We start from the raw sequence: 14,402 nt of genomic DNA on the forward strand, positions 1-14,402 counted from the left end.
TGTAATATGATGAAAAAAATGCTGATAATTAATGCTGGTTCAAGTTCTATCAAATGAGTTTTATTTAATGATAATTTAACTATCGATGCAAAAGGTCGGATTCAACGAATTAAAATGAAACAATCTATTCTTGAATTGTCCTTTGAAGATAAAAATTATGAAGAAATTAAGGATTTGCCTTCTTTTTTAGAAGCAGTTAAAAACTTGATTCGACTTTGGAAAGAACATAATGTTATCAAAGATTATTCTGAAATTAAATCTGTTGCATTTAGAGTTGTCAATGGTGGTCCATTTTTAAGAGACACTTGCGAAGTTACTGAAAAAGCTATTTGTTATTTGAAAGATGCTATTGATTTAGCACCAGTTCATAATCCAGGCGTGTTAGAAACAATCGATGCATTTTTGAAACTACTACCTAATGTAAAAATGACAATGCATTTTGATACATCATTCCACAAAACTTTAGATAAGGTTGCATATTCTTATCCAATCAATAAAGAATTTGCTGAAAAATATAACATTCGAAAATATGGATTTCATGGATTAAACCACCACTACATTACTGAAAAACTTCAAGACATTTTGCATAAAAAAACTGTAAATCTAGTTTGTATGCATATTGGTAATGGTGCAAGTTTATGTGCAATTAAAGATAGCAAATCAATTGACACATCAATGGGATTTACCCCACTAGCAGGAGTTATGATGGGGACAAGGTCAGGTGATATTGACGCTTCTATAATCCCTTACATTATGCAACACGCTAATATGAGCTTAGAACAAGTTATGTATATGTTAAATCATAATTCAGGACTTTTGGGGGTAAGCAAAGTATCTGCGGATATGCGTGATATTGAAGAACATCTAACCGAAGAAGATAGTAAATTTGCATATGACCTTTATATTTCAAGAATTAGTGATTATTTAATTAAATACATCAACAAACTTGGCAAAAATATTGATGCTTTAGTTTTTACAGCAGGTGTTGTTGAAAATAATAGTGATGTAAGAAAAAACATTATTAAAAAAATTAGTTTATTAGATTTAGAAATTGATGATAAATTAAATGATAAAAATGATGATTATCAAGATTACAAACTAATTTCTTCTAAAAAATCTCAAATACCAATTTATGTTATTAGAGCAAATGAAGAAGTATATATTGCTAAAGAAGCTAGAAATTTTTTAAGCAATAAATAAAATAAGAAGAAAGGAAATAAAATGTTTAGGATTTTTAAGCTATTAAAACCTAAATATAAGATATATTCTGTTATTACAGTTTTATTTACAATCATTCAGGTTGTGTCATTTTTAATTGTGCCAAATATTTTTGGTGCAATTTCATCATTGTTTGCACAGTCTAGTGCTACAACAATAAAAATTAATATCTTAGGACAATATGGCTTTGTAGTACATTCAGTCAATGAAGCAATTAAATGAATCGCAATTATTTTTGTAATTACAATATCAGTTGGTGCAATTACTGCATTATCTGCTTCATATTTAGGTAATTATGTTTCAACAGTTGGTGCTAGAGATATTCGTGATATTTTGTGAAATCATATTGAGACTTTATCACAAAAAGACATTGAATCTTTCACCAATGCAAAAATAATGACTAGATTTACAGTTGATATTTCGAGAATTCAAAATGGTTTAATTTCAACGTTAAGAATGTTGTTTATAGGCCCAATTAATTTAATTGTTGGTCTTATTTTATCACTTGTAACAAACCTAAAACTTTCAATTGTTATTGGTGTTTTAGTCCCTGCAATTATCCTTTCTTTAGCAATTATGGGACTAATTGTTACTAAATTGTTTAGAAAAGAACAAAAAGCATTGGATGAAGTTAACTTACAAACTCAAGAAAACATTCTAGGTGCTAAGGTTATAAAATCATATAATTTAGAAGAAAGTCAAAATGCTAAATATCAAGCTGCAAACAACTTGCATGCGAAAATTTCATTAAAAAGCTGATTTGGATTCAGCGTTATCTTTAACTTAATATTTTTTATGGCAAATATGGGAATAATTGCGGTTATGGTTATTTCTGGACTTACTCATAAAGGAACTATTGGTTCTGCAGAAGAACATGGAAAATTCTTACAAGATATTACAGTTTTTATTAACTATATATTAATCGTTATGATGGGAATCATTATTACAAGTATTACATTGTTTAATATTAATAGAGCAAATATTTCTTCAAAAAGAGTGTTTGAAATTTTGGATAGAAAACCAAGTATTCCATTTATCAAATCAGATAAAGTTGTCACAAATGGAAAGATTATGTTTGATAATGTTACTTTCTCATACTATGAAACTGCAGAAAAAAATGTTATTGAAAATGTCTCATTTACATTAAATGCAGGAGAAACTTTGGGAATTATAGGTCCTACAGGTTCTGGAAAATCAACAATTGCAAAATTAATCAGCAATACCTTTAAGGTAGAAAAAGGCCAAATATTTATTGATGATCAAAATATTAATGAAATGGATACGAACTCATTGCATAATAGCATTTCATTTGTTAATCAAGTGCCAGTAATTTTGAGTGGTACAATTCGTTCAAATTTATTATTTGCAAATGCAAACGCAACTGAAGATGATATTATTAATTCAACAAAAGCTGCTTGTGCCTATGAATATATCAATAAATTTGAAGCTAAATTTGATCATCATGTTGAAAAATTGGGAGCAAATTTATCAGGTGGTCAAAAACAAAGACTTTCAATTGCTCAAGGTTTAATTAGAAATCCAAAAATATTAATTTTAGATGATTCAACTAGTGCCTTAGATGTTAAAACTGAAGCTTTAGTAAAACAAAATATTAGACATATGTTTAAAGACCAAAAAATTACAACAATTATCATTGCTCAAAAAATTTCTTCAATCATTGATGCCGACAAAATAATTGTTATGCATCATGGTAAATTAGAAGATATTGGTACTCATGATGAGCTTATGAAGAGAAATAAACTATATCAAGAAATTGCATTAATGCAAATGGGAGGTCAAAATGAATAATTCACATCAATTTGATCCATTTTATAGTGTAAAAAATCCTAAATTAATGACAAAAGAAGAACTAAAACAACATAAAAAGAATGTCAAAAGAATAAAAAGAGAAAGCTTTGGCTCAACGCTTCATTATCTAAATTACCGTAAAGGTGCTTTTGCTGCGGTTGTTATTTTGAACTTGCTTTCTGCTATCTTTATGACAACATCAACATTTCTAATTGGTTATCTAACAGATGTTGCTTTGGGATATGATCAATTAAGAATTGGTGGTGATTTTAAAGTTTGAAAATTTGTTATTGGTTTTACAATGATGGGAGTTTTTTATCTCTTAGGTTCTGGACTCAGCATGTGAAGTGACATCGTATCCAATAAAGTCGGTGTTATTGCAGGTCGGGTTATGAGAAGTGAAGCTTATCAAAAACTAATGAAAATGCCAATTTCATTTTTCGATGCAACAAACACCGGAGAAGTTATGTCAATTTTATCAAATGATATTGACAATATAACTTTTGGGTTTGCCGATGCATTAAGCCCACTTTTGATGTCAGTATTTATCATCGTTGCTTCATTTGGATTTATGTTATATAACTCAGTTTATTTATCACTAATTGTTTTAGTATTAATTCCATTATTTTTATCAGTTGTTGTAATTTTAATGTTAAAAGCAATTCCACAATTTGAAAAGCAACAAAGTAGAACTGCAAAATTAAACGGTTATATTGAAGAACATTTAGCAGCAATACATTTAATTAGAAATTTTAATCAAGCAAAAATAGTTAATAAAACATTTGAAAAATATAATGACAAATTATATGGATCATCATTTAAAGCATCATTATATTCTGGAATAATTTGACCATATTCTTTAGTTGCTACATTTATTATCCAAATCATTATTGGCGTCATTGCAGTTGTGTTTTCAACAAACAATATCTCAACTGGTTCAGGCCAAATGTTTAGTGTTGGTGTTATTACTAACTTTATTCTTTACACAAGAAATATATCTGACCGTGTTAATAGAATTTTTCAAAACTTAACAACCTTACAAATAGGAATTGTTTCTTCAGCACGTGTTTTACAACTTATTAAATTAACTCCTCCAGTTGATGAAACAAAATTAGAAAATATTGGAAATGTTAAAGGTGATGTTGAATTTAAAAATGTTTATTTCTCATATTCAAATAATCCAGAAAACTTACAATTAAAAAATGCTTCATTTAAAGCTAAGAGAGGTCAAATTTTTGCAATCGTTGGACCTACTGGTGCCGGAAAAACTACAATCATTAACTTATTAAGTAAATTCTATTTACCTTTAAGTGGTGAAATTAGAATTGATGGTCATTTATCATCAAATGTCAATGAACATTCATGAAGAAACCAAATTTCTATTGTTTTACAAGACACTTTCTTATTTAAAACAACAATTATGAATAATCTAAAATATGCTAATCCAAATGCGACCGATGAGGAAGTTATTGCTGCTGCTAAAATTTCAAATGCCCATGAATTTATCATGCAACTCGAAAACCAATATTCAGAAGTTGTTTTAGAAGGCGGTGTAAACTTTTCACAAGGTGAAAGACAACTTCTTGCAATTACAAGAGCAATTATTGCTAATAAAAACATTTTAATTTTAGATGAAGCTACATCTAATGTTGATACAAGAACTGAAAAACATATTCAAAATGCCATGTTAAGTTTAATGAAAGGTAAAACTTCTTTTGTTATTGCGCATCGTTTATCAACAATAGTTAATGCGGATAAAATTTTGGTTGTTCAAAATGGTGAAATTATTGAACAAGGAAATCATACTGAACTTTTAGCCAAAAAAGGTTTTTATGAACAACTCTATAATTCTTCATTTGATGATGGTGAATAATTAAATTAGCCTAAATATTGGTAAAAAATTAGTTACAAAAAGCCCCTAAAGAGAGAAAAGGGGGGGCTTTTAAATTTTTTGGTTATAGCTTGCTGATTATCAGAAACAAAATTAATCAGGAGGAAAATAATAACTTGTAAAAGGAGGTATATATGTATGACCTGTATAGTTTTTGAGTCAAGTAAAAATAAAAGGGAGTTATTATGAGATTACATTACAACAAAATATTTTGCACAGAAAGGAGTCAACATAAGTACTAACAACAAACTTATGTAGAAAAATTGAAAATATATTTTAAAACAGTATTTAAAGAGTAGATAACTTAATGTAATTTACAAGCTATAACACGCACAATATTAAGGCCTTAATTTTCTATTGTGCACTTATATTTTACCATACAACCTATGCTACTAAATTAAACTTATATAAACTGCATAAAAAAATGCATTAATCTTAAATTAATGCACTAAATTAATTATTATGAACAAATTTCTAAATCTTTATAATCAAATTCAGTTGGAGATTTTCTGCCAAATTGTTCAATATTAACAAAAGCTTTTTGTGTAATATCGTTGTTTTTTATAATTTCACCAATTTCATCTTTAAAAATTCCATTAATAACTTTAACAATAACACCTTCTTTGAATGCTGTTTCAATATCGCCTTCAGCAAATTTTTCATTTAAGGTCTTTTCTTTTTCAACCATTGAGTTAAAGTCTTTTTTACTAATTGGGGTAGGTTTTGCTCCCTTTCCAGAAGAACCAATTAAACCAGTTACATATTGTGTGTTCCGAACAATATATCAAGCTTCATCAGTCATAACCATATTAATAAAAATATAACCTTTGTAAATGTTAACATATTTAACAGTATATTCTTCACCCTTGGTTTTCTTTTCTAATTCTTTATTAGAAAGGTGTGGCATTAAAAAGATTCTAATGTCTCTAAAAAGATTATCCATATTTTGAGTAGCAATTTTATTTTTTAAAGCTTCAATAACATTTTCTTCTTTTCCAGAAACTGTTGAAACCATATATCATTTAAATTCTTTATCTTCAATTTGTTCCATAAAACTACTCTCCTTATTAAGATTTAATACCTGCAAGATTTCAAATGCCTGTAAATGCTAATGTGATTAGAAAACAAAATATAGCCATAACAACAACAAAACCAATAGTGATGCCAAATCATTTTCAAACCTTGGCAGCTCTAGGCCATCTAATTCTTTTAACTTCCTTAATGAAGTTTTTTGTTGTAGAATCTAAATCAACTTGTTTACTTTTCTTCTTTTTGTCTTTAACATTTTCATCCATTACTTTTCTTCCTTATGCAATGTTTGTTTATTGCAATATTTGCAAAATTTTTTAATTTCTAATCTTGCATTATTGCTTTTGTTGACTGAATAATTTTTGTGTTTACATTCGCTACAAGCTAGTGAAATCTTCTTTGTTTTTAGCATTTTACTATTATATTAGATTTTGCATATTTATTTAAATATAAAACTATAATATTTTATTATTATGAGTTTCAAACTGACAATTTTAGTTATATTAATCATTTTTTTTGCTCTTATATTATGTTTTACAACAGTCATAGTATTTGCAAAACTACGCACTAATTTTTTAATTACAAAAATTGATAAATTGCAACAAAATTTATCTAAATACTTAAAAGAAATTAATTCATTATTTGAACAATCTAATGCTTATTTTGAAGCAAGCAAGATTAAAAACAAAAACTTTCAAAATGAACTCATTCAAAACCAACTTGACTTTGAAGAAATTCAAGATTTATGTTCAATTAAATTAATTGAAATTTCTAACAAATTAAAAAATCATAAACAAAACCATAATTTTATGGAGTTAAATTGCTTATTTTCTATTTTAAATCCATATAAAAAAGCTCTTCTACTTTATAAAAATGGACAAATAATTTATAAGTTTATTAAAACTACTATTCAAGAAAAAATCTTATTTCCTTCTAAACTAATGGACTATGTTCTTTATTTAAAAAATAAAGATAAAAAAATCAATGTCCAAATTAATGCATTTAAAATTACAATGCCATTTTTTAATGAACAATTTAGATTAATTGATGAATCAATTTTTGATTTATATAGTCATTTTATTAAAGAAAAAATTATTGAAACTAACAAAAAAATAAATATAGCCAAAATAGTTGAATTAAACAATTTAATTATTAAAAAAATTCTTATATTTTCACATGGTTCAGTTTACTATGATTTAATCTTCAATAAAATTCCAAAAATTATTAATAATTTAAAGAATAAACAATCAATTACTGATACTTCGCTTTTACAAACTTTTGAGTCACAAACTAAGTGTGTATATAATGAAAATTTTAGTAAATATAACATAACATTAAAAAATGAACTAGAGCTACTCGATTTTTCAAAAGATGATGATAATTTTAAGGAAAAACTGTTTAAATTTATAAGTACTTTAGAAGATTATAAAAACAATTTGCAATTTGAACAAACAGCAAAAACATATATTGCAGATACTGAAAAAAAATTATCATTTTATCATGATAAGTTTCTTAAAAAACAACTTGATATCAATAGTTTTTTTGAAAAGTATAAGGGAAATGTAGATACATTAGATGCTAAGTTTAATGGAATGAAATATTTAAATAATGAATTAAATAAATTTATGAATTCAAACATAAAAAATGTAAATACATACTTTGAAAAAAATGAATTTTCTTCTTGCAATGAAATTTTAAATAATTTGAAATTATTTTTAATAGAACTAAAAAGCAACATATCTAATCAAAACAATTTAGACTATGAAATTAGTTTATATCAAAATGAAATTGAACATTTAAAATTACAATTCCAAAAATTACAAAGTATTTTTGCTTATCTAGTTTCTATTTGTTATCAACTAAACATTGATTTTTCTAAAAATGATTTAACTATGATTAAAGACATTAATACTTTACAAAATCAAATTGTTATGAATAATGAACAAGATGTCAACATTAATTTTGTATTCAAAAATAATGTTTTAAAATATCATAAATTAGTGATGAATTTTTTTGAAATTAAAGCAATTGAAATAGAAGCTGCAAAACTAACAAAAATTGTAATTCAAAAAATAAGTCCATTATGTTCTTCACAAGAAATTATGATGGAACTTTATTTAAAACTAACCGAATATAATAACACATCACAATATATAAAAGCTATTGAACATTTAGACAATTTTATTAAAAACAAAATTAACTAATTTAGGAGTGAATATGTATAACAAAATATTAATAAGATATGGTGAATTAACATTAAAGGGTAACAATCGCAAAGACTTTGTTAACAAACTAAAAAACAATTTATTAATGTGAATTAGAAAAGAAGAATTAAAAGTTGAATATGATCGAATGTTTATTAATTTTTCAACTAAAAATTTAGATATTTTGCAAAACATATTTGGAATATTTTCATATTCTCCTGTCTTAGAATGTGAAAGCAATCTAGATAGCATTAAAAAATCTATCAAAAACTTATTGAATGAAATTGATCTAAATAAGTTTAAAACCTTCGCAATTAATAGTCGAAGAAATGATAAAACATTTTCATTAACAAGTCATGAACTTAACATTGAAATTGGTAACTTTGTTTCAGAAATTTTACCTAATTTCCAAGTTAAATTAAATAATCCGGATTTAGAAATTAATATTGAAGTTAGAAAGGAAAATACTTATATTTTTTATGAAAATATTTATGGGCTTGGTGGTATGCCCTTAGAATCGGCAGGCAAAACATTACATTTAATGAGTGGAGGTATTGATTCACCAGTTGCAGCTAATTTATTACAAAAAAGAGGGCTTAAAATTGTTTTCTTAAATTTTATAACACCACCTCATACTGATAAATTAACTGAACAGAAAATTGATGATTTGATTAATGTTCTAACCAAATATCAAGGTGAAACAATTTTGTATCAAATAAATTACACAAAAATTATGAATTTATTAAATTTAATATCTGACCAAAAATACAAAATTACTTTAATGAGAAGAAGCTTTTATAGAATTGCAACATTAATAGCAAAAAAGGAAAATATTAAAATATTATCAACAGGTGAAAGCTTAGGTCAAGTAGCTTCACAAACTTTAGAATCACTTTGCACTATATCAAATGCAACGGACTTAGAAATATTTAGACCACTAATTTGTTTTGATAAAATTGATACTATTAAACTTGCTCAAAAAATAAAAACATATGATATTTCAATTAAAAAAGCTTGTGAAACTTGTGAACTTTTTGCACCAAAAGAACCAATTACTAAACCTCATTTATTTAAAGTTATTGAATTAGAAAAAGAATTACCTAATTTATTTTCGCTCGAAAAAGAAACCTGCGAAGGCAATTTAAAAATCAAAAAATACAAAAATTAATAACTTTTTGTAAATATAAAATAAAAAAGTGGTGACGTTTATGTACTATGGCTGATTTAATGCACACCAAGGACATTGTCTTTAAAGTAAAGAATATATTTAAACAAATTAAGAAGCAGACAATAATTAATAATGTTTTATTTTTAGTAAGAAGAAATTCAATTAAAGTTTTTGCCGGTGAGAATGGAGCTGGTAAATCCACATTAATGAGAATTTGCACAGGAAATGATTTAGACTTTGAAGGTTCTTTATATTTTAATAATAAAAATATGAATGACATAAAAGAAGCTAAGTCATTTTTATTTTTTGCAACAGATTTAATATTTCCTCAAAATCTAAATGCATTTGAATATGTGCAAAATTATTTCCAACACAATTTATTAATGAGAAATTTAGAGAATATAAACTAGAACATTTAATTAAAAACAATCCTAATACTTTTTCTTCCGGTGAAAAAAAGAAATTAGTTTTATTGTTTAGTGAATTAGCTAAACCAGAATTATTGTTTCTTGACAAACCTGATTCAAATTTAGAACCAATCTCTAGAATAAAAGACTAGAAGAATTGAAAAATAACGGAGCAACAATTTTTATTTCAACTCATTTAATTACTGAAATTAAAGATTATGTAGATTATATGATCTTTATTTCTCATGGGGAAATAAAATTTAGCAAAGAAATATCTTCAACTAATGAATTAGATACTTTGCATAATAACTATATTTATAGGAAGGTGGTACAAAATGATTAACGCCTTACTTAAAAAACACTTTTTTTACAGTCTCGAATATTCTTGAGAATTCAATAGATCTAAAGGCGAACTAACATTAAAATTACAATGAAAAACGCTTAACGGCACTTTTGATTGAAATAGATATTTTACTTTCAAGATTACTGGATTTAAAATATATTAAACCGCATATTGAAGATTGAATCTAATGTGTTCATTTTTTTATTTATTTTACTTAACATATTACAAAACATATTGCTTATAATTTTAAATATGAAATTAATTAATGGACATCTAAATACAATTTATTCATTTATGAATAGTGCAATTCAACCTCAAGATTTTTTAGATAGAATTAGAGAAAATAATTGTGAATATTTTTCAATCACTGAAAGAAACAATTTCTTTAGCTTAGGTTATTTTTTGCAAAATACACAAAATAGTAATTTAAAGCCAATTTTTGGTTTAGATCTTGATTTAATTTTAGAAGAAAATAAATATCGTTATATTTTATATCCTCAAAATAAAGAAGGACTTATTGAACTTTATAAAATTTCTCATAAGATTTTAAGCAACCAAGATATTTATTTAAAAGATGTTATTTTGATTAAAAATATTTTCATTGTTGAACATCCATTATTTGGCAAATATGCTCTTACGAAAGATAATTCGCAAACATCTTTATTTTCGAATTATTATTTTTCGTTTCAATATGACAAATTAGCTGAAAATGAAGATTTTATTGCAAAGAATTTAAATAAATGCTTAATAATAAATCACAATGTAATTTTAGATATCACAGAAAATTGAATTATTAACATTTTAAATCACATTGAAAATAGAAATGAAAAGATGTTTTTTGAAGAATTGCAGTTTGACTATGAACCTAAAAATCAATTAGAAACCTTTTTAATTAATCAAACTAATGATTTTTTAAAAAAATGTTACATTGAATTTGATAAGAAACAATATGTTATACCTAGTTTCAAAAATGATGAAAATCTATCATCAATTGATTATTTAAAAAAATTACTTGCTAAAAATATTAAGCAAAAATTTTCTAAAGAAACTTTTACTAATGTTTATTCTAAGAGAGTTTCGTTTGAATTCGATATTATTAAAAAATTGAAATTTGAAGACTATTTTTTAATTATTCAAGATTGAGTTAATTGAGCTAAATCTAATAATATCGCAATAGGTCCTGGAAGAGGATCTGCGGCAGGATCATTAATTTGCTATTTGCTAAACATTACTGAAGTTGACCCAATCAAAAATGGACTTATTTTTGAAAGATTCCTAAACCCTGACCGTGTTTCAATGCCTGACATTGATATTGATGTTCAAGATAATAGAAGGGATGAAATTATTGAATATTTAATCAATAAATATGGTTTTGAATATGTTGCAAGTATAGTAACTTTCTCATCGCTTGGTAAGAAATCTGCGATTAGAGATGTTTTAAGAGCTTATGAAATTTCACCAATTGATATAAATATTATTTCTAAATCAATTTCCAATAAACCAATTTCTTTAAAAGAAGAATATAAAACAAACAAATATTTCACTAATGCATTGCAAAATGCTAGCAAAAATGATGAAGCTTTTGCTTCTTCTTTAGTTGATGAGACTTCTAAGTTAGAAGGCTTTTATCGTCAAACCGGAACGCATGCTGCTGGAATTGTAATAGGACATAAAAAACTTACCGAATTAATTCCAACCTATGTGGTTGATAATAATATGTTGCAAACTCAAATTAGTATGGAATATTTGGAAAATTTTGGTTTAATAAAAATGGACATTTTAGGTCTTAAAACTTTAACTACAATTAAAGACTTAGTTGACTACATTAATGCAAATAAAAAATCAAATTTTAACTTAAATCAAATTAATTACAATGATAAATTAACTTTTGAATTACTATCAACTGGAAACACAATCGGTATCTTCCAACTTGAAGGATATGGAATGATTAACGCAATTAGAAAAATTGGGATTTCAAATTTTGAAGATATTGTTGCAATAATTTCATTATTTAGACCAGGCCCTATGGAAAATATTGATGAATATGCAAAAAGAAAACAAGGTAAAAGCCAAATTCCAAAAGTTAATGATAAATATGATGCAATTTTAGCAAACACTTATGGTGTTATAGTTTATCAAGAACAAATTATGCAAATAGTTCAAACTGTTGCAAATATGTCATTTTCACAAGCTGATTTAGTACGTCGTGCTATTTCTAAAAAAGATTTAACTCAAATGCATAAAATTAAACAAGAATTTATTGATAAAGCAGTCGCAAATCATTACTCTTTAAAAGAAGCTACTTTAATTTACGATAATATTGAAAAATTTGCTGATTATGGATTTAACAAATCACATGCTGTTGCTTATGCAACAATTGCTTATCAAATGGCTTATTTAAAAGCACATTTTCCATTAGAATTTTATGCCTCAATAATTTCAAGTGCACATGGAACACATGAAACAATTGCTAAATATGTTGCAGAAGCTCAAACTATGGGTATTCATATTTTATCTCCTGATATTAATTTATCTGACAGTAATGCAGTTATTCATAATGGGAAAATTATTTTACCATTTACTATGATTAAAGGAATAGGGCCTGAGACCGTGAAACAAATTGTTAATAATCGTAAAGAATATGGACCTTATAAAGATTTTGAACACTTTATGATAGCTTCTTCTTTAATTAAACAATTTGGCAAATCAACAATTGAACTTTTAATTAAAGCATCAGTATTTAGAAATTTTGATTTAAATCAAAAATCACTATTAAATGCAATTGATGATAATAGTAATTTAACAACAATTATTAATGTTATGAAAGATACAGATGAACACAAAAAACTGCTTAAAAACTACAAACCAAAATGTGAAATTGAAAAACTTTCTGATGATTATACATTTGACGCTAACAACGAAAATGAACTTTTAGGAGATGTTTATAATTTTTCTTTAACAAAAAAATATGAAATTGAAGGTCAAAGATTAATTGATTTACATCTTTTTGTTGAGTATGTAATTTATGTTTATTGCAGCGGTGTTATGAAAAAACAAACAAGTCAAGGTCGAACTTATTATTTAATTAATTTGCAAGATTCAACACAAAAGATCTCATTTGCAATATATGATAATAAGTTAGACTATTTGCAACTTAACAAAAAAATAGTTAAAGTAAAACTAATTAAAAAAGAATTTAATAGATATATTTTGAAAGATTGGAAGTTTATCTAATGAGCAAAGATTATGAAAATAGAATTTTAATAATAGATGGGACTTATTTAGCTTATAAATCATATTTTGCAACTTTATATAGCGGAAATGGGCTAATGCATACAACATCGGGAGTTGTGACAAACGAAATTGTTGGTTTTTTTAATATTTTAATTGGCTTAATTAATTTTTATTCACCAAGTCATATTTTTGTTGCATTTGATGGTCCTGTTAAAACATTTCGCCATGAAAGTTTTGATGAGTATAAAGCAAATAGAAAAAAAGCTCCACGAGAATTTTATATGCAACTTGATGTAATAAAAAACTTATTAACTGCATTAAATATTAAAAATGAGATAGTTAATGGGTTTGAAGCCGATGATATTATTGCAAAGGTAACTAATATGTTTCAATCACAAAAAAAGATTCTAATTTATTCAGCTGATCAAGATTTAAACCAATTAATTGATCAAAATGTTGCAATTATTAAGAAAGTCAAGAAAGACAATTTAATTTTAGATTTGAATAACTTTCAATATTGATACGATTTTAAACCCAGTCAAGTCGTAGATTATAAAGCTATTGTTGGAGATAGTAGTGATAATTTCAAAGGAATTCCAGGAATAGGACCTAAAACTGCCTGTGATTTGTTAGCGAAATATGGAACATTAGAAACTTTGTATCAAAATCTTGATGAAATTCCTACTAAATATAAAACTAAGTTTATTGAGTATAAACAAACTGCTGAAAAGTATAAGTTTTTAGCAACCTTATGCACTGATTTTGACTTACAAACACAGAAATTAGATGATATAAATATTACTAATTTAGATTTAACAAAACAAGCTGTTGAAATTCTAGATAAATATGAATTAAAAACAACTAAAAATAAGCTTCAAAATTTAATGGTTAACTAACTTTACTACAAATATTTTTATTTCTATAATTTTTGCTTAAATTTTTGTTGAAAAAAATATGCAAAAAAGTCTTAAAAATTGCATATTTTGAATTAATTTTATTGACATTTTGAGACTGTTAATAACTTTGAAAAATAAAAAAATATGTCTATATATAAGGTATATTTTTAAGCTTTTATATGTTAATAACATATCATATAACT

At 25.4% G+C, this 14,402-nt stretch carries 12 protein-coding genes; 9 read left to right on the forward strand and 3 right to left on the reverse strand.

Annotation, left to right across the window (positions count from 1 at the left end):
• The first annotated feature begins 6 nt into the window (after positions 1–6).
• The 3 genes from EXC60_RS02645 to EXC60_RS06790 are packed head-to-tail and all read left to right on the forward strand — an operon-like array spanning position 7 to position 4,900.
• Positions 7–1,200 carry an acetate/propionate family kinase gene (locus EXC60_RS02645; RefSeq protein WP_245394158.1) on the forward strand — a complete coding sequence of 398 codons (1,194 nt, stop codon included), beginning with the start codon at positions 7–9 and terminating at the stop codon, positions 1,198–1,200.
• Between the two features lie 21 nt (positions 1,201–1,221).
• Positions 1,222–3,027: an ABC transporter ATP-binding protein gene (locus EXC60_RS06785; protein ID WP_024544349.1), complete on the forward strand. Its 1,806-nt coding sequence runs from the start codon at positions 1,222–1,224 to the stop codon at positions 3,025–3,027.
• Positions 3,020–4,900, forward strand: a complete 1,881-nt coding sequence (locus tag EXC60_RS06790; RefSeq protein WP_129619922.1) for an ABC transporter ATP-binding protein — start codon at positions 3,020–3,022, stop codon at positions 4,898–4,900. The genes EXC60_RS06785 and EXC60_RS06790 overlap by 8 nt, the downstream gene beginning before the upstream one ends.
• Before the next feature lie 478 nt (positions 4,901–5,378).
• On the opposite strand, the gene nusG is transcribed toward EXC60_RS06790, so the two are convergent.
• The 3 genes from nusG to rpmG are packed head-to-tail and all read right to left on the reverse strand — an operon-like array spanning position 5,379 to position 6,359.
• Positions 5,379–5,969, reverse strand: a complete 591-nt coding sequence (gene nusG / locus EXC60_RS06795) for a transcription termination/antitermination protein NusG (protein WP_024543813.1) — start codon at positions 5,967–5,969, stop codon at positions 5,379–5,381.
• A 16-nt stretch (positions 5,970–5,985) separates the two neighbouring features.
• Positions 5,986–6,213 (reverse strand): preprotein translocase subunit SecE, encoded by a 228-nt coding sequence (gene secE, locus EXC60_RS06800; RefSeq protein ID WP_024543814.1) that lies wholly within the window; start codon positions 6,211–6,213, stop codon positions 5,986–5,988.
• Positions 6,213–6,359, reverse strand: a complete 147-nt coding sequence (rpmG, locus tag EXC60_RS02670) for a 50S ribosomal protein L33 (protein ID WP_024543815.1) — start codon at positions 6,357–6,359, stop codon at positions 6,213–6,215. Before rpmG ends, secE begins: the two co-directional genes overlap by 1 nt.
• Before the next feature lie 61 nt (positions 6,360–6,420).
• Here rpmG and EXC60_RS02675 point away from each other — a divergent pair, with 61 nt between their 5' ends.
• From EXC60_RS02675 to EXC60_RS02700, 6 genes are all read left to right on the forward strand, one after another.
• Positions 6,421–8,151 carry a hypothetical protein gene (locus EXC60_RS02675; protein WP_024543816.1) on the forward strand — a complete coding sequence of 577 codons (1,731 nt, stop codon included), beginning with the start codon at positions 6,421–6,423 and terminating at the stop codon, positions 8,149–8,151.
• A 13-nt stretch (positions 8,152–8,164) separates the two neighbouring features.
• A complete protein-coding gene (gene thiI / locus EXC60_RS02680) occupies positions 8,165–9,319 on the forward strand; it encodes a tRNA uracil 4-sulfurtransferase ThiI (protein ID WP_024543817.1) in 1,155 nt (384 codons plus the stop codon).
• Between the two features lie 47 nt (positions 9,320–9,366).
• Positions 9,367–9,729, forward strand: a complete 363-nt coding sequence (locus tag EXC60_RS02685) for an ATP-binding cassette domain-containing protein (RefSeq protein ID WP_024543818.1) — start codon at positions 9,367–9,369, stop codon at positions 9,727–9,729.
• A 154-nt stretch (positions 9,730–9,883) separates the two neighbouring features.
• Positions 9,884–10,069 (forward strand): hypothetical protein, encoded by a 186-nt coding sequence (locus EXC60_RS02690; protein ID WP_024543819.1) that lies wholly within the window; start codon positions 9,884–9,886, stop codon positions 10,067–10,069.
• Positions 10,070–10,321: 252 nt separating this feature from the next.
• Complete coding sequence (dnaE, locus tag EXC60_RS02695; RefSeq protein ID WP_024543820.1) at positions 10,322–13,303, forward strand: DNA polymerase III subunit alpha; 2,982 nt, start codon at positions 10,322–10,324, stop codon at positions 13,301–13,303.
• The gene (locus EXC60_RS02700; protein WP_024543821.1) at positions 13,303–14,199 is read left to right on the forward strand and encodes a 5'-3' exonuclease; all 897 of its coding nucleotides are present in this window, start codon (positions 13,303–13,305) and stop codon (positions 14,197–14,199) included. Before dnaE ends, EXC60_RS02700 begins: the two co-directional genes overlap by 1 nt.
• Positions 14,200–14,402: the final 203 nt, after the last annotated feature.

It is taken from the genome of Metamycoplasma salivarium (assembly GCF_900660445.2).
Lineage (GTDB): Bacteria > Bacillota_I > Bacilli_A > Mycoplasmatales > Metamycoplasmataceae > Metamycoplasma > Metamycoplasma salivarium.